Origin of the sequence: Levilactobacillus hammesii DSM 16381 (assembly GCF_001434395.1) — a bacterium.
GTDB classification, from domain to species: Bacteria; Bacillota; Bacilli; order Lactobacillales; family Lactobacillaceae; genus Levilactobacillus; species Levilactobacillus hammesii.
Map to the genome: position 1 here is coordinate 52,725 of NZ_AZFS01000059.1, position 20,025 is coordinate 72,749.

17 protein-coding genes are annotated in these 20,025 nt (G+C 50.9%); 8 read left to right on the forward strand and 9 right to left on the reverse strand.

Features of this window, described 5'->3' with window-relative positions:
* Positions 1–488: 488 nt before the first annotated feature.
* Positions 489–824, forward strand: coding sequence for a helix-turn-helix domain-containing protein (locus tag FD28_RS06985; RefSeq protein ID WP_235806867.1), 336 nt, complete (start codon positions 489–491; stop codon positions 822–824).
* A 171-nt stretch (positions 825–995) separates the two neighbouring features.
* Here the strand turns inward: FD28_RS06985 and glpK are convergent, their stop codons facing one another.
* The 3 genes from glpK to FD28_RS07000 all read right to left on the reverse strand — a co-directional run bounded on the left by glpK (position 996) and on the right by FD28_RS07000 (position 4,240).
* Entirely contained in the window at positions 996–2,513 is a 1,518-nt protein-coding gene (glpK, locus tag FD28_RS06990) for a glycerol kinase GlpK (protein WP_057733983.1), read from the reverse strand.
* Between the two features lie 153 nt (positions 2,514–2,666).
* The gene (locus FD28_RS06995) at positions 2,667–3,314 is read right to left on the reverse strand and encodes an endonuclease III domain-containing protein (RefSeq protein WP_057733986.1); all 648 of its coding nucleotides are present in this window, start codon (positions 3,312–3,314) and stop codon (positions 2,667–2,669) included.
* A 680-nt stretch (positions 3,315–3,994) separates the two neighbouring features.
* On the reverse strand, positions 3,995–4,240 hold the full coding sequence (locus FD28_RS07000; RefSeq protein WP_057733988.1) for a hypothetical protein: 246 nt from the start codon (positions 4,238–4,240) through the stop codon (positions 3,995–3,997).
* Positions 4,241–4,448: 208 nt separating this feature from the next.
* On the opposite strand from FD28_RS07000, the gene FD28_RS07005 reads away from it, so the two are divergent.
* The 3 genes from FD28_RS07005 to FD28_RS07015 all read left to right on the forward strand — a co-directional run bounded on the left by FD28_RS07005 (position 4,449) and on the right by FD28_RS07015 (position 8,340).
* Positions 4,449–5,183: a gamma-glutamyl-gamma-aminobutyrate hydrolase family protein gene (locus FD28_RS07005; protein WP_057733990.1), complete on the forward strand. Its 735-nt coding sequence runs from the start codon at positions 4,449–4,451 to the stop codon at positions 5,181–5,183.
* A gap of 80 nt (positions 5,184–5,263) precedes the next feature.
* A complete protein-coding gene (locus FD28_RS07010) occupies positions 5,264–5,911 on the forward strand; it encodes a YczE/YyaS/YitT family protein (protein ID WP_420806197.1) in 648 nt (215 codons plus the stop codon).
* 593 nt (positions 5,912–6,504) lie between these two features.
* Positions 6,505–8,340, forward strand: a complete 1,836-nt coding sequence (locus FD28_RS07015) for a DUF5776 domain-containing protein (RefSeq protein ID WP_057733994.1) — start codon at positions 6,505–6,507, stop codon at positions 8,338–8,340.
* Between the two features lie 188 nt (positions 8,341–8,528).
* Here the strand turns inward: FD28_RS07015 and FD28_RS07020 are convergent, their stop codons facing one another.
* The gene (locus FD28_RS07020; RefSeq protein ID WP_057733997.1) at positions 8,529–9,416 is read right to left on the reverse strand and encodes an alpha/beta hydrolase; all 888 of its coding nucleotides are present in this window, start codon (positions 9,414–9,416) and stop codon (positions 8,529–8,531) included.
* Between the two features lie 177 nt (positions 9,417–9,593).
* Between FD28_RS07020 and FD28_RS07025 the strand changes: the two genes are divergently transcribed.
* Together FD28_RS07025 and FD28_RS07030 are read left to right on the forward strand one after the other, a co-directional pair.
* On the forward strand, positions 9,594–10,388 hold the full coding sequence (locus tag FD28_RS07025; protein WP_057734000.1) for a tyrosine-protein phosphatase: 795 nt from the start codon (positions 9,594–9,596) through the stop codon (positions 10,386–10,388).
* 580 nt (positions 10,389–10,968) lie between these two features.
* Positions 10,969–11,910 carry an alpha/beta hydrolase gene (locus FD28_RS07030; RefSeq protein WP_057734002.1) on the forward strand — a complete coding sequence of 314 codons (942 nt, stop codon included), beginning with the start codon at positions 10,969–10,971 and terminating at the stop codon, positions 11,908–11,910.
* Between the two features lie 333 nt (positions 11,911–12,243).
* Here FD28_RS07030 and FD28_RS07035 read toward each other — a convergent pair whose 3' ends face one another.
* Both FD28_RS07035 and purB read right to left on the reverse strand, forming a co-directional pair.
* Positions 12,244–12,471 (reverse strand): type II toxin-antitoxin system prevent-host-death family antitoxin, encoded by a 228-nt coding sequence (locus FD28_RS07035; RefSeq protein WP_057734004.1) that lies wholly within the window; start codon positions 12,469–12,471, stop codon positions 12,244–12,246.
* A 26-nt stretch (positions 12,472–12,497) separates the two neighbouring features.
* The gene (gene purB, locus FD28_RS07040) at positions 12,498–13,793 is read right to left on the reverse strand and encodes an adenylosuccinate lyase (RefSeq protein ID WP_057734006.1); all 1,296 of its coding nucleotides are present in this window, start codon (positions 13,791–13,793) and stop codon (positions 12,498–12,500) included.
* Between the two features lie 273 nt (positions 13,794–14,066).
* Here purB and FD28_RS07045 point away from each other — a divergent pair, with 273 nt between their 5' ends.
* Together FD28_RS07045 and FD28_RS07050 are read left to right on the forward strand one after the other, a co-directional pair.
* Positions 14,067–15,353 (forward strand): adenylosuccinate synthase, encoded by a 1,287-nt coding sequence (locus FD28_RS07045; protein ID WP_057734008.1) that lies wholly within the window; start codon positions 14,067–14,069, stop codon positions 15,351–15,353.
* 25 nt (positions 15,354–15,378) lie between these two features.
* Positions 15,379–16,365 carry a GMP reductase gene (locus tag FD28_RS07050; protein WP_057734010.1) on the forward strand — a complete coding sequence of 329 codons (987 nt, stop codon included), beginning with the start codon at positions 15,379–15,381 and terminating at the stop codon, positions 16,363–16,365.
* Positions 16,366–17,024: 659 nt separating this feature from the next.
* Here the strand turns inward: FD28_RS07050 and FD28_RS07055 are convergent.
* From FD28_RS07055 to FD28_RS07065, 3 genes are all read right to left on the reverse strand, one after another.
* A complete protein-coding gene (locus tag FD28_RS07055; protein ID WP_057734013.1) occupies positions 17,025–17,456 on the reverse strand; it encodes a universal stress protein in 432 nt (143 codons plus the stop codon).
* 183 nt (positions 17,457–17,639) lie between these two features.
* On the reverse strand, positions 17,640–18,071 hold the full coding sequence (locus FD28_RS07060; RefSeq protein ID WP_057734016.1) for a universal stress protein: 432 nt from the start codon (positions 18,069–18,071) through the stop codon (positions 17,640–17,642).
* A gap of 3 nt (positions 18,072–18,074) precedes the next feature.
* Positions 18,075–19,655 (reverse strand): Nramp family divalent metal transporter, encoded by a 1,581-nt coding sequence (locus tag FD28_RS07065; RefSeq protein ID WP_057734018.1) that lies wholly within the window; start codon positions 19,653–19,655, stop codon positions 18,075–18,077.
* Between the last annotated feature and the right edge of the window lie 370 nt (positions 19,656–20,025).

Below are 20,025 nucleotides of genomic sequence, written 5' to 3' on the forward strand. Positions count from 1 at the left end.
CCACGCCAGCAGTTGGAAAAGTGGCGGCTTGGTGTTTTTGGTCCAACGAATAACGACTATAACCGTCATTAACCCAGTCGTCTCAGAACACCACGTAAGCCGAGAGGTCGGCAGATATGGGCTCAGGCGCGTCGTTCTACTTAGTCAGTAAGCGATCTTCTTACTGGCTTAGTAGAAAACCAAGCTTGTAGACTCGTGATTTTCGAGGCTTCAAGTTGCGTTCGCACCGTTCCAGTCCCATATCTGCCGACCGGTAAGGCGAAGGAACTGCCAGATTGCCAGTTTCAAGTCAACTATTGTTGCTAGGGCAGGTATGGCCATTTTTGAAGCCAGACTAATATTACAGTCCGCTTACTTTTGTACAAGAAATCTTGCGAATTCGACCAAAGATAGCTAAACTGGATAGTATTAATTAATCTCATGTCCAACTAAACCGTGTATGTTGGTTTTCCTAATTCACCAACGTACGCGCTTGGCCACGGACCATTGTGATACTTCAATTTGGGAAGGAACCCGTTACCATGACTAGTCACTACGAAGCTTTACAGCCTATAGGCCCTGACAACGAACAGCTTGACCAGTTGACCCGTCACCACGTCGACAATCCCGAGGTGGCGCTTGCCGTGCGTCACCTCCGCCAGGAAACGGCCCTCTCGCAGCACAAGTTTGCCAAGCTAGTGGGCAAGCCCCAATCAACCATCGCGCGAATTGAGGCCGGGTCGATGAATGTCTCCGTTAAGGTTCTCCGCGACATCGCGACCGCCGCTGGCAAGGATCTCTCCGTTAAATTTGTGAATCCCGCAACTAACGACGAACACTTATAGGTTAACCACCAAATATGGCGTTGGGCCCCGAGCCCAACGCCTTTTGTGTCTCCTAAAATCACCGGCCGCTTTGTCAAAAGATGAGACTGATTCTCGGTTTTTTTCGTTAGTACTAGTAAAGGGGTCAGTCCTCTTCGGAACTGACCCCCTGCACCATTTCTATTTTGCTGGTTATTGATTATCCGGTTTAAACGCCCGCGTGGCCTTCACGGCTTGCTGCCAACCGGCGTACAAGCGTGCCCGGCGATCCGGTAACATGTTGGGCGTGAATAGGTGCCCGGCACTCCGAATTTGTTTAATCTCTTCCAAATTTTCCCAGTAGCCTACAGCCAGACCGGCCGTGATCGCCGCCCCCATGGCCGTGGTCTCCTCGTCGGCTGCCCGTTGCACCGGCGTATTGATAATGTCGGCCTGGAACTGCATCAGGTAACGGTTCCGGGATGCCCCACCATCGGCCATCAACTCGGAAATATCAATGCCCGTGTCCTGCTTCATGGTGCGCAAGACATCCCGCGTTTGATAGGCGATCGACTGGAGCGTGGCCTTCACGAAGTCATTGCGGTTGGTTCCCCGCGATAGGCCAAAGACGGCCCCCTTCGCATCGGGATCCCAGTACGGCGCACCCAACCCGTTAAAGGCGGGCACCACATAGACTTCATCCTCATCGGTCGAGGCCATGGCCGCCTGCCGCGACTCTGGGACGTTATTGATAATCTTCATGCTTTCGTGCAGCCAGGCCAACGCGGTACCGGCCACCAGAATCGACCCTTCTAGCGCGTAGGTGACTTTTCCGTCCATCTTATAGGCAATCGTGGTCAACAGGTTGTGTTCCGAAGCCCGGGGTTCATCCCCAGTATTCATCATGACGAAGGCCCCATCACCGTACGTGTTCTTGACGGTGCCGGGTTCCAGGGCTAATTGGCCCAACAACGCGGCGGACTGGTCCCCGATAATCCCGGCAATTGGCACTTCCACCCCGTAGAATTGGAAATTCTGCGTCACGCCGTAGACCTCGGAACTGGACTTGACCTCGGGCAACATGGCGGCCGGAATATTCAGCCAGTCCAGGATGTCCTGGTCCCACTTCAACTCGTGAATGTTGAACAACATGGTCCGGCTAGCGTTACTGTAGTCGGTCACGTGAATCTTACCACCGGACAGTTTCCAGGCCAACCAACTGTCAACGGTCCCAAACAACAGGTCGCCCCTTTCGGCACGCTCCTGGGCACCCGGGACGTGATCCAAAATCCACCGCACCTTGGTCGCACTGAAGTACGCGTCCAGCACCAGCCCGGTCTTGTCTTTGATAGCCTTGGTACGGCCGTCCGCAGCCAGCTTTTTCGCTAGGCTGGCCGTTTGCTGACTTTGCCACCCAATGGCGTGATAGATGGGTTCGCCCGTGATCTTGTCCCACACAATCGTGGTTTCCCGTTGGCTACTAATGCCAATGGCTTGAATGTTTTCTGGATGAATGGACGCGTCGATGAGGGCGCTGGCAATCACCGATAAGACGCTGTTCCAAATCTCGTTGGCATCGGATTCAACCCAGCCCGCGTGCGGATAATACTGGGGAACCTCTTTGTAACCCTCGATGACTTTCCGCCCGGTGTGATCAAAAATTAATGCCCGGGTACTACTGGTCCCTTGGTCAATGGCCAAGATATAATCTTCCGGTTTTTTAAGTGCCATATGTATTGACTCCCTCCATAACTGCTTTCGAATCGGAAGCGGTTCCAATTTTCACTTCACTAATCATAGCACGACCCCGGTCGAAAAGACCAGATTTTGTATCGGCCATGATAGCGCTTGGCAATTTCTTAAGTTTTGTGAGGGCGCCACGGCTTAAACCACCAGCCGTTGCCCCGCCAGGAAGGAAGCCGCAAAGTCCGCATCGCTCTTCACACGTTTGCCGAACTCATCAATCAACGCATGGAACTCCTGGTAGTCCGCCAGGCCGAAGTCGAGCTGGCCCATGACCTTCTTCTGAAACGCCGGATAGGTCTTGGGCATCGTTGCCCCCAACCACGTGAACAAGCGCCGCGCGTAGGTGTCCACCATAAACGTCCCGTGATCCAGCGTATACATCAGAATGTAGTCGGCCGTTTCGTTGCCGATCCCGGTAATGCTCAGGAGATCGGCGCGTAGACTGGCCCCATCCCGCTGCTTCAGTGCCGTCAAATCATCATCGGCCGTTCCCAACCAGGTTGCCAGTGCCAAAATAGCCGCACTCTTACGTTGGTAAAACCCACTGCTGCGAATCACCGGAATCAAGGTGTCCACGGTATAGGCCCGAAGCTTAGCGGGCTCGAACCCCGTCTGTGCCTTCAAATTGATTAACGATGGTTCCACGTTGCGCCAGTTGGTGTTCTGCACCAAGATGGCGCCCAACATGATTTCCACCGGCGTCTCCGCCCACGGGGTTCCCGGTTTTAACCAGGGCTGTGGCCCCATCTCCTTTGCCATCGTGCGGTATAACTCTTCTAATGTCACGTCTGGTGCCTCCTCAGTCTTCCGAAATCAATACCGTCTATTCTACCGAATCCATCCGCTGGAAACCAGCAAAGGCTTCCCGTAACATTCGACTAATATAGGGCAGCATGGACGATTCCTGCCGCCTTACCGTTCCTCAAATTTGAGCTGGAACGCGGTGGGCAGGACAGTGGGAGCCTGAAGGAACGGTCTCTGACCTCGCTTTAAACCGACAGCCCCCGTTTCAAAGTCGCCATTTTCCAAGAGAGTCACTTGGAAGATCCCACGGCTGAATCCAAATTTGACTCACTCTCGGGTACATGGTGGCCGTCAAACACGATTGACTAAGTTTGGGTTAAAGACTGGCATTCAACGTGTTCAAACTAGTTGCATAGTCAAAGACTAGCTTAACCGGAGGAGGCCAGAGATGTAGGCAGCCGTGACAACGGTGTTAGCCGAGTATCGGCTTACAGCGTGGGACGTGTTTGGAGACCGGTGAACTCTGCCGGGCTTCAAACCGAGCCGGAGGACCGCTTCTCAGGCCGCAGGCGGTCCCCACAGCAGCCGGAATCTCTGGCAGCCGCAGGTTAGTCAGGGCATTCAGCTGGCCATTTAAAAAGAGCTTGGGCTTTCACCCAAACTCTCGTAATTCTAAGATTTGATACGCCCGATTCACTACCATAACTGTGAATATGTAAAGATTAAACCCGCTTGATTACCAAGCGAATGTCGCCCTCACCTTCGGGATTCAGTTGTTCTTTGTAGTCGAAGTTAGCGCTTTCGAAATACTTCTTGATTTCGTCGTTTAACTCCTCAACAGGCCGAACGTCCTTGTCTTGTCGTTGCAATAAAAGCGTGTATTCCTTTGAATCCTCATCGACGTTTTCAAAGCTGTAAAGAATCGCTTCGGAATTCAAAATTTCTTGAATCACTTGCCGTTCTGTCATCATGTTTACCTCGCTTTATTTTTTTGTCTACTATTCTATTGTAGGATTATTCAAAAAAATTGTGAACTATTTTGTCAAAATATATTTTGACCGACCGATACCGCTGTCATCCCCCGTCAGTCGGGCCCAAATGTGCGTGACAAACGCGCCGTATCACGGGTATACTGATCACTAACTGATTAATTAAATTCTGAAAGGAAGCGACGCTATGCGCCCACGGATTGCTTTACCCGCCGATACCCTCGACGAAGCGACCAATATCATTAACGAACGGAACGCGGCCTTTGCGCCCCGCCCCGCCGTGGAGGCCATTGTCAAAGCTGGCGGCCTCCCCATTATCTTACCCAGCGTCGACCCCACCGATGTCGCTGAATACCTGCCCCTCTTTGACGGCATCGCGTTCCTCGGTGGCGCGGATGTCGATCCTACCTTTTTCAACGAAGAGCCCCACGTTCGGTTGGGCAAAACCTACCGGAAGCGGGATTTATTTGAGGTCGAACTCCTCAAACAAGCCGTTGCCAGCGGTAAGGCCATTCTGGGAATTTGCCGCGGCCTACAGCTGATCAACGTCGGTTTAGGCGGCACCCTCTACCAAGACCTCAGTGAAGATCCCGATGCTCGGATCAAACACAGTCAGGCCGCCATGGGCAATCAGCCCAGCCACCACGTGACCGTCACCCCCGGGAGCATGCTCAGCACCCTGGTTGGCCCAAGGCCTTACGTGAACTCACGCCATCATCAGGCGGTGAAGGCCGTTGCGCCTAGCCTACGCGTCACGGCGACTGCCGATGACCACGTGGTTGAAGCGCTTGAATCCCCGGACAGCGACCAGATTTTAGCGGTACAGTGGCATCCCGAAAACATGTACAAACATCACGAAGAATCCCGGCAAATCTTCGCCAACTTTGTCCAACGTGCAGCAAAACGCACCGCGACTTTGTGAAAATGGCTTCCCATTGCACCAAAATTAAACTACACTAGAGACTATATGGAAGAAAGGCAGGGTGACGAGCAGTGGCAAAGATGCAAGATTTTGGGCAACGCATGCGCTTTTTAGTGTTCTCCATTTTTCTGAACTCTGCTGCCAACGCACTGACCATTTCAACCAACCTCGGGAGTGCCGTTTGGACCGGGTCATCCGTGAACCTGGCCAACTGGATTCACGTGCCCCTAGGCACCACGTTATTTGGTTACGGCATCGTCGTGACCATCATGAACCAACTGTTTTTGGGCCACTTTGACCGCAAACGGTTTGTCTCTAACATCCTGTACATCATTCCCTTCAGTTATCTGGTCGAGTGGATCGGTTACTTCTGGAATTGGATTGGCGTCAACTCACTCAACCTGACCGGCCGGGTGATCGTCGACATCATTGGGTTATTCGGGGTAGCGGTCGCCGTGTCGATCTACCAACGCTGCAACATCATCATGCACCCGAACGATGACTTGGCCTATATCCTGCGATTCCGCTTCTTGAAGGGGTCGGCCATCATCGCGCAGTGGACCAGCTACATCCCGCCCGTCGCTATCATTGTGCTGTCCTACATCTTCACGGGTCAGCTGCACGCGATTGGTTTCGGGACGATCCTGGCACTGGTTGCTCAGGGTGCCGTCATGGGTTGGTCCGATGTTCACATGTTCCCACGATTGAAGCACCACGTGGATGTTTAACTTTAAATTTAATCTGATTTGAGACTCTGGCCGCTTGCGGCCGAGTCTCTTTTTTTTGGCCGCCATAAGCTGTTCAAATAGATGGTACTTAATCAACGGGCCCTTCCCCTGCGTGACCAACTGGCTGATGGCTAGCCCACAAGAAAAGATCACTTTGTTAAAAGGTTGACTTAACATTAAAATGAAAAAGAACTTTTTTTCGCCACTAAAACCGGTTGGGACAGTATATGTCCTAACTGGTTCACCATTTTGATGCTGCCAACAATTGTCAATGCCCTAAACATTATTTAACATCCCCATTAATCATTTTGGCCAAGGACATATCACGTCCAAATCCATTGAAGCACCGAGCTTTCTGACTAAGTATTTCGACAAGCCGTTACTCGTATGAACCTTTTCTTATTTGACATATCAGCCGATTACTCCGTTAATCAACTTGTGTGCGGTTACTTTTTCCAACAGTTTTCATAAATTCAGTATTTTATGAAAGCGATACAGTTGCTTTTAGAATGGCATTTCGGAGTTATGTAATGCCCACAATTATGGTATACTGCTCTCTAATGAATAAGTATAAAGTATAAGGGGTGAGCTAAATGCTTAAGACGACACGAACACTCATAACGGCCGGATTAGCCTTGATTCTCTTTGGGGGAGTTATCAGTCCCAGCGTGGTTCACGCGGACAGCACGGGCACTTCGGACACAACTACGGTCACGACTAAGACCGCAGACAACAATACAGCCTTCAAAGCAGGTTCTGTAGAATTGCCATATACGCTGGTTAGCAGCAAAGAAGGTAATGTCAAAATCTACCTTTATCCAAATATGCCAACCGTATTGACCGCTGAACAAATCAACGATCCAGACTACATGGCCAAGCTGGAGGCAGATCATCCGGATATAAATCCCGCTTTTTGGGCACAAGTACCTGATGTGCTCACTGCATTTGACACGCTTGATCATGATAAACCATTTATCGACCTCCAACTAGAAACCGGTGAGATGGGCGACACAACTAAGGAAGAAGCCTTGGACAATGTGGGGAATTCATTCTATTTTCAAGCTTGGATCATTAGTCGCATTGCTCAGGAACAGACTGGAAAGATCGACTACGCGACCCTCAACGCTGAGTATCTCAAGACCCTTCGACCGAAACTTGAAAAGATGCCAAACTCTGAAGAGATATTGCCACAAATGGATGGCGTGTTTGATCACGGCGAAGAATACTACCATTTACAAAGTCCCTACCTATTGAAAGGCTTTGCCGGTAATTCCAACTTGGATAAACACTACACCACGGAAGAACTCGGTGAGCTTGATCCTGACGCCACTTATCGCCAGATGGTCGCGCTATACAAGAAGCCACTCTCTTTCTTTATACAAAAACAAGCCGATGGCACCTACCAATTAAGTGGCCTGCTCCTATCGGGTTTGTTCGCTTACAGCTTCTGGTATGAAGACACACCGGAGTTACCTAACCCAACACCCGATCCGACACCGACCACCAGCCAACCCGTCACCGTCCACTACGTCGATGACCAGGGTAAAACACTCAAGCCCGACAAAACCTTAACCGGTAAATTAGGGGACAGCTACCGGACAACCCCACTCGACATCGATGGCTACGCGGTCACCAAGACTACCGGTGAAGAATCCGGCACCTTCGGCAGTACCGCTAAGTCCGTGACCTATACGTATTCCGCCGTTCTGATTAGTGGTGGTGACGGTGATACGATTGCCCCTGAGGGAACCGTAATTTACGCCACCAAGAAGATTGGTCTCTACAAGAAGGCCACCTTCACCAACAAGGCGCGCAAACAGTGGTACGCCAAGAAATCTCGGATCAACCGGCCCATGTTCGTGGTGACGGGTTATGCCAAATCTAAGAACGGCGTCAAGCGTTACCAGGTCAAGGACGTCAACCACCACAGCAAGACCAACGGCCAGACCGGTTACGTGACTGCCAATGCTAAGTACACCACCCGGGTTTATTACGCGACGAAGCACAAGACCATCACGGTCATTAATCCGAAGGGCATCAATGCCTATGGCAAGAAGAACCTGACCAGCAAGAAGGCCCATTACCAGCAAGGACAGGTTCTGAAGGTTAAGAAGATTGTGAACCAGAACCTGACGACCCGCTTTGTCTTAAGCAACGGCCGCTACATCACTGCCAATAAGCTCCTGGTTCAGTCCGGCAAGCAGACGAGGCCCAAGCGTGTCCAAGCCAAGGCCGCACTGAATCGCTACAGCAACGTCAACCTGACGAAACGCAACCGACACTACACCAAGCAAGATCACGCCACCTTTAAGGTAACTGGCTGGAACTACTCCAACGCCAATAACTTTAGTAAGAGTGATACGTTGCGTTACCAAGTGGCCGGTGGCTACATTACCGGAAATAAGCAATTGGTCACCCCATTTAAATAAACACTAGTAACCCGAAGAACCGCCACCCGAAAGATTGGGTGACGGTTCTTCTTTCGTTGTTCTCTGATGGTGATGCCTGGTGAAACGCCCCCTAGGCGCAAAATACGCGGGAACAATGACCCACCGTCCCCGTTTAACAGGATCAAAAAAGGGCGACCACAACCTTTTGTGATCACCCTCCAGCCAGTCTAAGCCAACTCTCCCGTCAGAATAAACTGCTTAATCTCTTTAAAAGTTCTCTTGGATTCCGGTAATTCTGGCCACAGAATGTAGTCATGAAGCATGGACTTCATCACGTGAGCCGTAAACGGGGTTCCCGCCGCGGCTTCCAACTTCTGAAGCAAGCGCTGGTCATCGGCCCGCAACAGCTCGTTGGTGCCGTAATACAACATGATCGGCCCCAGATCGTCGAAATTCCCATAAATGGGACTCACGATTGGGTCGGTAACAGGCCGATCACCCGCATATTTGAACCCAATCTTCTTTAACGTCGCTAAGGTCAGAAACGGATCGTGTTTGGCCGCGACATTCAGATCGGGATTCATCATGCTAAGGTCGGTCCACGGTGAAATCAACACCGTCCCCGCTGGTAAGGGCTCCTGATGCTCCTGCAGCTGTTGGAGCACCGTCAAGGCCAGCCCGCCGCCAGCGGAATCGCCCATCAAGAAGAACTGATCATCCGGATACTGCGCCCGCAGGTAATCGTAGGCATTCATCGCAAACGACACGGTCTGATCCACCGTTGCTTCGGGAACCAGGGGGTAATCGACATAGGATACCCGCAGATTAGCCTGTTGGATCAAGGCCACCATTAACTTACGATGGCCCGTGGTCCCCTGCATGGTGTACGCGCCGCCATGCAGTAAGATCACGTGTTGGGGCAATGGTGCGCCGGACCCCGCCGTCAGAATCCGTCCGCCGAAGACTTCCCGTTCCTTGGTCACGATGGCCTGGGGGAATTTCTGGGGCACGACGGCTTGGTTCTGCCGACTAGGCTGTAAAAATGCTTGCTGCATCTGCTGTTTGAGCTGACTATGCTGGGTCTTGAAGAGTAACCATTTCCCACGCAAACTCACGACTATCACCCTATCTTTTTGCCTTCACCATTCTCTTAACGCTCATGCTTTTTACTCTTATGCCAGTATACAGCGTTTAGCGGCAAAACGCCCCCCTCAGAATCAATTACTAGGTAATTTCTCGAAAAACCGTTAGAATAGAACGCGTAGCAACTGACACGAAAGGGTGGAAAATTAATGACAAACAACCGAATTTTATCCGTGACTGGAGGCCTCAACTTCAGAGAATTAGGGGGCTACCCCACGATCGACGGGCACACAGTTAAATGGCATAAATTGATTCGGACTGCTGGACTGGCTAACCTCACCCCCGCAGATCAACAGCACCTTACTGACTACGGTGTCGTGGCCGATGTGGATTTCCGTTCTAAGGACGAACAGATCCAGTCGCCTGACAAGGTACCAGCCGGCGTAAAATATCACTTCTTACCGGTCTTCCCAGCCGACGACGAGACGGACGCCTCCGCCACGCAAGACCAGCTGGAACAACGCTTCTCTAAGGACGACCAATCCGGCCACAATCACATGCTGGACGTTTACCGGCAAATGATGACGTTGCGGTCCGCTCAAGTGGCCTACCACGACTTCTTTGAAACGCTACTGGCCAACGACCAACCATCACAGTCCGTGCTATTTCACTGTACCGCCGGCAAGGATCGTACCGGGATGGGGGCGTACTTTGCCCTGAGCGCCTTAGGCGTTGATCCACAAGTCATTCGCCAAGACTACCTGATGACCAATGACGTGATTGCCTCACGGGTGGCCGAACAGAGCGCGGAAGCCAAGCAACGCGGGATGAGCGACACCTTTATCACGAACATGCGGGCCCTCTACACGGTCAGTCCCGATTACTTCGATGCCGCCACCAAGATTGTGAATACCCAGTACGGCGGGGCAAAGGACTACTTGCACGATGTCCTCGGCCTCTCAGCCCGCGACCTCACCGACCTAAAGCGTCTTTACTTGGACTAACCCTTTTTGGTTGGTCATAGGCCATTCGCCTGCGGCTGCCAGGAATTCCGCCTGCTGATTGTCCATGCATCCGCCTTACCGGTCGCCAGATATGGACTGGAACGGTGCGGGCACAACTTGAAGCCTCGAAAACCACGAGTCTACAAGCTTGGCCTTCCGCTAAGCCAGCGGAAAAGCACCGCCGACTAAGCAGAACGACGCGCCTGAGCCCATATCTGGCGACCTCACGGCTACATGAACGTGTAGATTTGGAATAGTGTTGTGTAGCCATAGCCGAAGGCAGACAGGAATGGAGCCAGCCGTAACCGTGATGTTAGCTGACGTTTTGGGTCAGGTTACATCACTAGACGAGCTTGAAGACGCGTCGCACTTTACGTGGCTTCAAGTCGAGGTGAAAGACCGCTCTGTGGCTTTCACCGGTCGTCACAGCAGGCGGAATTCCTGTCTGCCGAGGCGACGGCGGCCAGCCTTCTCCAAATGTAGAATTTAAGATAATTAATTGACGTTGGACGCCACATCTGCCAGACTAATCGCTTAATGGTTAGCCTGGCTTTTAACCCCATTGAAAGGACTTGATTGATTGAAAAAGAAAACGTTGACCTGGACACTGCCCCTGATAGGCATCGCGACGACCTCGCTGGTTGCCAGCGAACGGCTCTTTAACTTCGCTTTTAAGCGGGTCAATTACGTCCCGGAAACCTCCGCAGATAAACAAAAATATGCGGATGCTTACTACGCCTACGTTAACTGGTATCAAGCCGTCGACAAGGAAAAGTGGTACCTCCACGAGCATGATCCCAACAACCGGATGGTGGCGGAGTACATCCCCGCCGAGACCCCTAGCGATCGCACCGTCATTATTTCTCATGGCTATAAGGGCAATGGCGAAACGATGGCGAACTTTGCGCAAATGTACCACCGACTGGGGTTTAACGTCCTGTTGCCCGACGATCGCGGGCACGGCGAGAGTGCCGGTAAATACATTAGCTTTGGCTGGCTAGACCGGCTGGACTACTTGCAATGGATTCAACAGGTCATCGACCGGTCCGACCGCGACGTAAAGATCTTAATGTTCGGCGTCAGCATGGGCGGCGCCACGATGGAAATGCTGTCGGGTGAAACGTTGCCACCACAGGTCAAGGCTATCATCGCCGACTGTGGCTACTCCAGCATTGAAGCCGAGCTGACCTACCTCTTGAAACGCCAATTTCATTTGCCAAAATATCCGATTGAACCCCTCGTCAGTACGATTTCTAAGCGCCGCCTCGGCTACTACCTTGGCGACGTCACCGCTACCGACCAGCTCAAAAAGAACAAGCGGCCGATTCTCTTCATTCACGGCGAAAAGGACGTTTACGTACCCGTGGGGATGGCTTACGAGAATTACGCGGCGACCCATGCGGCGAAGCAGTTGTGGATTGTGAAGAACGCCTCCCACGCGGAGAGTTTTTGGATCAATCCGGCGCGTTACCAGGCACACGTGGAAGAATTTCTGCAAACGTACTTTGACGAGAAAGACTAAAAAATCTTCACACGTTTAGACTTCCTTTAATAAATGATCAAAAAGTCGTCACAGGTTTCGCCCGATTCTATTCACAAACTCCGGGTATAGTAATAATCATAGTAATTAGCCAATAACTGTTACTACTCAATTCTATATCCAATCCCTTTTTCAATTCTCTCCCCCTAAGAGAATTGATCCCTGGTTAGGTTCCCTCAAGCCTAACCAACTCCTCTAAACTGAGTGTCACTCCCCCTAAGTGACCTCACTCCTCAAAAAAGATCCGCACTGCTCTCTCCCCGAGACGGTGCGGATCTTTTTGTATACTGATCATATCTGGCCGAAACGCGCTAATTATAACCGGCCCCACGCGTGGTACAGGGCCGCGCGATGATGCTGTTCCGTTTCTGCTTGATCTCCCAGCTGTTTCTGAATAGCTGCCCAACTGGCCGCGCTGAGGAGGACGGCTTCTGGTTGGTTGCCCGTTGCCGATTCAATTTTAACCGGATTACCGGTGTTGGCTGCTTGCATTAACGTCAAAAAGTTTTGCTGTGCGTCAGTCAGTGAATAGGTCGTCTTCATGAGCCATTCCTCCTATAAGTCGCGTGCTAGTCTAAGCCTAACCGGTGGAAAATGTAACCCACCCGTCGCAAGTGATAGTGATAATCGAACGCATCTTCAATCTGGTCTGGCGTTAAGCGCACCGTAATCTCGGCACTGGCTTCCACCAATGGTCGGAACTGAATCTGCTGATCCCAGGCTTGCGCCGTTAGGGGTTGAACCAGATCATAGGCGTCTTCTCGGCTGAGTCCCGCCTCGATCAGTTTCAACAGCAGGCGTTGACTGTAAATCAGGCCATACGTCCGGCCCATGTTGGTCTTCATGGTTTCTGGGAAGACATCCAAATTGGTCAAAATACGATTGATCCGGTGCAACATGTAGTCCAATAACGTCGTGCTTTCTGGGAGGATCATGCGTTCAGCCGATGAATGGGAAATGTCGCGTTCGTGCCACAAGCTGACATCCTCATAGGCCGTCACCATGGTTCCCCGTAGTACCCGCGCCAATCCCGTAACGTTTTCCGAACCGATCGGATTGCGTTTGTGCGGCATTGCGGATGAGCCCTTTTGACCGGGATTAAAATGTTCTTCAACCTCATGAATCTCCGAGCGCTGAAGGCCCCGGATCTCGGTCGCGATGTTTTCAACGCTGGTCCCAATCAGGGCCAACGTGGCGATGTAGTCCGCATGAAGATCCCGCGGCAGGACTTGCGTGGCAATCGGCTGCGGCTTGAGGCCCAGTTGCTCACAGACAAAGGCTTCAACCTCTGGTGGCACATTGGCAAACGTCCCCACCGCCCCACTGATCTTGCCAGTCTCGACTTCGGCCGCGGCCCGGTCAAAGCGAACCAAGTTACGTTGCATTTCTTCATAGAAACGGGCCATCTTCAAGCCGAAGGTAGTGGGTTCCGCTTGAACCCCATGCGTCCGCCCAATCATGACCGTCTCCTTGTAGCGAAGCGCCATCTTCTTCAGGGTCGCAATGAGCGCGACTAGACTCTCGCGAATCACAACGTTGGCCTGCTTCAATCGGTAGCCCTGTGCCGTGTCCACGACATCCGTGCTGGTCACCCCAAAGTGAATCCACTTTCGTTCGGCACCCAATGATTCCGAAACATTGCGCGTAAAGGCCACCATGTCATGGTGCGTGACGGCTTCAATCTCGGCGATCCGGTCCACATCAAAGGTAGCGTTGGCCCGGATTTTCTGGGCATCTGCGACGGGAACCTCACCTAACTGCGCCCACGCTTCATCGATGGCAATTTCAACGGCTAGCCAAGACTTGTATTGGTTCTCTAAGGACCAGATTTGCCCCATCTCTGGTCGGGTATAACGTTCTAACATGCGTTTCCTCCTATAAATACGGACTAAAACCCGAACATTATTTTAATAATATCAGTTGTTGCTCCGTTAGTAATCATACCACAGATAATCCCACTTTAGCCAGTATTTTCCATTGTTTGCGCCCCATAATTACTTTTATATTGAAATAAATAGAACTTTATTAGCTATTTATATAAAAATAGTTCGCTTTTCGGTTGCTTTTTAATTCCGAACTTGGTACACTTATTCTTGCTGGGTGTTCGGCCTGGTAAAATAAAGTAATGAGGTGTTGTTATGTCATCAACAGTAGTAGTTGGTAGTCAATGGGGCGATGAAGGTAAAGGAAAGATCACGGATTTTCTAAGTGAGAAGGCTGATGTCATTGCCCGCTACCAAGGTGGTGACAACGCCGGTCATACCATCGTTTTCAATGGTCAAACGTTTAAACTCCGGCTGATTCCCTCTGGGATCTTCTACGCCGATAAAACCAGTGTGATTGGTAATGGGGTTGTCCTGAACCCCCAATCATTGATTGAAGAACTCACTTACCTCCACGAAAACGGCGTGGCGACGGACAATCTTCGGATTTCTGACCGGGCCCACGTGATCCTGCCTTACCACATCCTGTTGGATCAAGCGCAGGAAAAGATGAAGGAAAACAAGATTGGGACCACCAATAAAGGGATCGGCCCCGCCTACATGGACAAAGCCGAACGAATCGGAATTCGGGTCGCTGATTTACTCGACCACGATATCTTCGCCGACAAGCTACGGCAAAACTTAATCGAAAAGAATAACGTCTTAACGAAACTCTATAATGAAGAACCTTTAGACTTTAACGAAATTTTTGAAAAATACTACGCCTTGGGTCAACAACTCAAGGATCACGTCACGGATACGTCCGTTGTCATCAACGATGCACTGGATGCCGGTAAGAATGTCCTCTTTGAAGGCGCCCAAGGGGTCATGCTCGACATCGACCACGGGACTTACCCATTCGTCACGTCCTCGAACCCGGTTGCTGGTGGTGTAACCATCGGTGCTGGGGTCGGCCCAACCAAGATCGACCACGTTGTCGGTGTCTGCAAAGCCTACACGTCTCGGGTCGGCGATGGTCCATTTCCAACCGAATTATTCGATGAGATTGGCGATACTATCCGCGAAACCGGCCATGAATACGGAACGGTAACCAAGCGGCCACGGCGGATCGGCTGGTTTGACAGTGTGGTCTTGCGTCACGCCAAGCGTGTCTCTGGCTTAACTACTCTGTCCCTGAACTGTCTGGATGTCTTGACTGGCTTGAAGACCGTTAAGATCTGCAAGGCTTACGAACTCAACGGCGAGACGATTTACCACTATCCAGCTAGTCTGGTTGACCTAGACGCTTGCCAACCCATCTACGACGAATTACCCGGTTGGACGGAAGACATTACCCACTGCCAATCCGTTGAAGAACTACCCGTTAACGCGCAAAACTACGTCAAGCGGTTAGCCGAACTGGTCGGTGTAGATCTTGCCACCCTTTCCGTTGGCCCCGACCGTGAACAGACGAACATTTTAAAAGACGTCTGGAATGCCTAAATCCCACGACTAAGGAGTGACCTCTATGCATCCTGCAGAAGTATTTGATTACGAAGATATCCAATTAGTACCGAATAAATGTATCATTGAAAGCCGTCACGACGCCGATACCAGCATCGAATTTGGTCCCCACCGCTTCAAGATTCCCGTGGTGCCTGCCAATATGGAAACGGTGATCAACGAACCCCTGGCCGTCTGGCTCGCCCAGAACGACTACTTCTACGTCATGCACCGGTTCCAACCCGAAGAACGTCGGGGTTTCATCGAACGGATGCATGAAAAATCTCTGTTTGCTTCCATTAGTGTCGGCGTTAAAGCCGACGAACATGCCTTCATCGAAGAGTTAGCAGCCGCCGATTTGGTGCCAGAATACATCACCATCGACATTGCCCACGGCCACAGTGACGCCGTGATTCGAATGATTAAGCAGATTAAGGACAAGTTGCCGGACAGTTTCGTGATTGCCGGTAATGTGGGCACGCCCGAAGCCGTCCGCGAACTAGAAAATGCTGGTGCCGACGCAACCAAAGTCGGTATCGGTCCTGGTAAAGCCTGCATCACCAAGCTCAAAACCGGATTTGGGACTGGGGGCTGGCAACTTGCCGCCCTCCGGCTCTGTGCCAAGGCTGCCCGCAAGCCAATCATTGCGGACGGTGGGATTCGCTACAATGGCGACATCGCTAAGTCCGTGCGTTTCGGTGCCAGCATGGTCATGATCGGCTCAATGTTGGCGGGCCATCAACAATCTCCTGGTAGCCTTCTGACCATCGACGGCCGGACCTTCAAGCAATACTGGGGTTCCGCTTCCGAAAAGCAAAAGGGTGCCTACCGGAACGTTGAGGGTAAGCAAATGTTGGTCCCATTCCGGGGCGACATTGCGGACACATTGCATGCCATGCAGGAAGATCTGCAATCCTCAATCTCCTACGCGGGTGGCCGTAATCTGCTGGACATTCGGACGGTCGATTACGTCATCGTTAAGAGTTCCATCATGAACGGCGATAATTACTAGCCGTGACGCCTCACTGAACTAAGTGAACCATCGTCATACTCTAAACCACACCCAAAATCCCCCCTTGATCAGTATCCAGTTGATCAAGGGGGGATTTTGGGTTAAAAATTGAAGGTTAAACATCTCAATATTGGTAAGCTTTCGTGCCATTAAATTAGTCTAAATTTACCGCACTCCGGCTGCCAGGGATTCCACCTGCTGTGAGGACGCTTCAGACTGAAAGTACGCCAGTCTTCTCGCTCGCTTTGAAGCCACGAAAATCACGTGTCTCCAAAGTCGCCCGTGGTGTAAGCTAGCTGAAAAAACGCCAGCTAACACCACTTTCACGGTTGGCTCCATCCCTGACCACCTCCGGCTCTGAATGTGTCTTACCATAACAATTGTTGGTAAACGTGGCAAATTAGCATTTTCGGCTCAATCAAGACGGTCACCGTCATGATATCAGTTGTCTGAGAATACAACTTAAGCCGTGAGGTCGGCAAGGCGAAGGTACAACTAGATTACCTAGTTCGAAGACTACTGTTGTTGCTAGGACAGGCTTGGCCGGTACTTTGGAGCTTTCAAATTTAATGTCCCTGGCAGCCATAGTGCATCCAATTTTAGACTCATTTAGCCGCACGAATAGTCCAGCTACACAAACAAAAGAATTTTAACACCGCTCATCGCACCACCAACACCGTAATCGGCGCGTACTTGGCCATGTAGGCTGCCTGGCTGCCAAAGTAACGACTGACCCCCTTCTTGGCCAATGAACCGATGACCAGGAGATCCGGTTTGACGTCTGGAATGACGTCCTTGATGATGCTTTCCCCGGGTTCTCCCTCCGTAATCATCATGCGGACATCGGTGACTCCCGCGACTTGCGCCTGCTTTTGGTACTGCCGTAGATGCGCTTCCAAGTCATCGTACTCACTGTGGATAAAGTCGCTGTCCAGTGTCTGGTAGATACTCAGCTGTTCGTTTTCCAAAACGGAAATAATAATCAGTTCCGCCGCATCGCGCTTTGCCAGCTGAATCGCCGTCTCAAAAGCCAATAAGGCATCCTTAGAATCATCAACACCAACTAGAATTCGTTTAAACGTGGTCGCCATCGGCCGTTCCCTCCTTCAAACCAATCTCCTCTGACACAGCTCTCTTATATCGGCCAGTGTACGCGCGTCCGCCGCTCACCTCTCCTTTCACGCTCATACAAATTGAACAGCGCTCACGATGGGACGCCAAAAAGCCGGCAGACTGGGTTTCCCCGGTCTGCCGGCTTTGATTAGTCAATTTATTTAGCGAATAACTAGGACTGAAATTGGTGCATATTTTGCCATGTAGGCCGCCTGACTTCCGAAATGCCGCCGAGCGCCCTTCTTGGCCTCAGAACCGACAATCAGTAAATCTGGCTCCACGTGAGGAATCACATCTTTAACAATGGTCTCACCCGGATCGCCTTCAGCGACTAGCATCTTAACTTTGTTGACGCCGGCATCTTCCGCCTGCTTCTGGTACTCGGCCACGTGACGCACGAGTTCACGGTGTTCCCCGTGAATATAATCCGAATCGAGTGCCTGGTAGACGTTCATATCATCACTTTCCAGCACGGAAACAATCACCAGTTCGGCATCGTCTCGTTTGGCTTGATGAATCGCATAGTTAAAGGCTAATAATGCATCGGCCGAGTCATCGACCCCTACTAAAATTCGTTTGAATGTCGTTGCCATTGCTTATTCCCCCTTAGGTTCCTGATTGCCAGCTGCTGCATCAGCAGCCATCTGCTTAGCGCTTCGATGAAGTTCGGTGATCGTCCAAGCCAACAGGGCAATAATAGCAATGTTCAACGCCCAAGCAATCACGTCTGCCATCACCGTTTCAGCAGACGATGGTGCGCTGCCGAAGAAAGCCAGGATGGAAGCCGGCATGTTGTACAGGTTCAATCCGGTTAACAGGAGAACTGAGAACCAGCCCAGCCCCTTGATCCACCAGGAGTTCTTGAAACGATTGCCCATTTCCAGCTTACTATCCGTCATCATCAGCAGTGGCAGCATGGAGAATGGTAAGGCAAACGCCAGGAAGACTTGTGAGTTGTTCATCAGATCGTTCAGGGCCGCATGTTCGTCAATGGCACTCTTACCACTGGTCAACATGACACAAATCAAAACAGGAATCACTGAAATCAACCGGGTAACTAGGCGCCGTAACCAGAGTGGCATCCGCATGTGGACGAAACCTTCCATGATAACCTGACCCGTTAAGGTCCCGGTAATGGTTGAGTTTTGCCCTGAAGCCAGTAACGCAACGGCGAATAATGTCGATAAAATCCCGGTCTTCGCAACACCGGCCAACACCCCGTTACTCATGGTGCTGGTATCGGACAAGGCTTGGAACAGACCGAAGAAGGAAGGATCCTTCACAGTCCCACTCTTGAAGACGGCAACCCCCATGATCAACAGCAAAGCGTTGACGAAGAAGGCTAAGGTCAATTGGATGTTTGAATCCAGGCTAGCGAACTTAACGGTCCGAGCCACGTCTTCTTCATCCTTGTGATTGATCTGCCGGGTTTGAGAAATCGCAGAGTGCAGGTACAGGTTATGTGGCATAACCGTCGCCCCAATGATCCCCAGTGCCCCAGTGATTGGCGTTTGACCACCAATTGAAGGCGTTGAGGCAATCGTCTTAGGACTTGGAATCAAGCCAGCGAAGACACCCGCCCAATCTGGATTGGACAAGGCTACTTGGTAGGCGAAGACGAACAGAATCACGAGAATCAAGCACACAACGATCGCTTCGATCTTCCGGAAGCCAATCTTGGTCAGCAGCAATAATAGCAAGACATCAAAAACCGTAATAAATACAGCGATGACCAATGGAATGTGGAAGAGCAAGTATAACGCAATCGCTGCCCCAATAACTTCAGCGATATCCGTCGCCATGATGGCAAATTCCGTCATGATCCACAGCACGATTCCCAGCGACTTACTGGTCCGGGCCCGAATCGCTTGTGCCAAATCCATTTGACTCACGATGCCAAGTTTAGCCGCCATGTACTGTAACAACATCGCGATCAAACTTGAAATCAAGATAATGGACATTAAGAGGTACTGGAAGTTTTGCCCACCGGTGATTGACGTGGACCAGTTCCCTGGATCCATGTACCCCACAGCAACCAGTGCGCCAGGCCCGGAATACATAAACAAAGCCTTCCAAAAACTAATATTCTTTGGAACTGCCACACTACCGTTAATTTCCTCTAGGGAACGGCCGTTGGCATATTCAATCAATTTGTGCTTTTTAACATTATCACTCATGTTAAAAGCCTCCTCCTCGAAAATTTCTAACCGGGATCATTGTAACGTAAAAGTTAACCTTTGCAAATACTTTTTTAGGGCAACTTAACTTTAAAATGAATGGATATTAAGATACTTTTGAGTTAATTAAGCGGTTTCATTCCCACGAAATCCCCTTTTCTGCTGACATGTGAAAGTCTTGCAATCTTTCTAAATATTTTTTTGCTATCCCTAACATGTATCATATCAAATGCCCATGTATAGGCATTTTGTCTATAAAATAAAGTGAACTTTCATTGTGAGCAACTCACTTATTTCAGAAAAATTTGCAAGTCACCGTATCATCCCTTAAAATTCATATTGGGAAATATAATTTTTAGGGGCACTTAAC

Coding starts and splice junctions, on each gene's coding strand:
- glpK (WP_057733983.1), bottom strand. CDS start 2,513: ATGGCACTTAAAAAACCGGAAGATTATATCTTGGCCATTGACCAAGGG.
- FD28_RS07000 (WP_057733988.1), bottom strand. CDS start 4,240: ATGACAGAACGGCAAGTGATTCAAGAAATTTTGAATTCCGAAGCGATT.
- FD28_RS07005 (WP_057733990.1), top strand. CDS start 4,449: ATGCGCCCACGGATTGCTTTACCCGCCGATACCCTCGACGAAGCGACC.
- FD28_RS07010 (WP_420806197.1), top strand. CDS start 5,264: ATGCAAGATTTTGGGCAACGCATGCGCTTTTTAGTGTTCTCCATTTTT.
- FD28_RS07015 (WP_057733994.1), top strand. CDS start 6,505: ATGCTTAAGACGACACGAACACTCATAACGGCCGGATTAGCCTTGATT.
- FD28_RS07025 (WP_057734000.1), top strand. CDS start 9,594: ATGACAAACAACCGAATTTTATCCGTGACTGGAGGCCTCAACTTCAGA.
- FD28_RS07035 (WP_057734004.1), bottom strand. CDS start 12,471: ATGAAGACGACCTATTCACTGACTGACGCACAGCAAAACTTTTTGACG.
- purB (WP_057734006.1), bottom strand. CDS start 13,793: ATGTTAGAACGTTATACCCGACCAGAGATGGGGCAAATCTGGTCCTTA.
- FD28_RS07045 (WP_057734008.1), top strand. CDS start 14,067: ATGTCATCAACAGTAGTAGTTGGTAGTCAATGGGGCGATGAAGGTAAA.
- FD28_RS07050 (WP_057734010.1), top strand. CDS start 15,379: ATGCATCCTGCAGAAGTATTTGATTACGAAGATATCCAATTAGTACCG.
- FD28_RS07055 (WP_057734013.1), bottom strand. CDS start 17,456: ATGGCGACCACGTTTAAACGAATTCTAGTTGGTGTTGATGATTCTAAG.
- FD28_RS07060 (WP_057734016.1), bottom strand. CDS start 18,071: ATGGCAACGACATTCAAACGAATTTTAGTAGGGGTCGATGACTCGGCC.
- FD28_RS07065 (WP_057734018.1), bottom strand. CDS start 19,655: ATGAGTGATAATGTTAAAAAGCACAAATTGATTGAATATGCCAACGGC.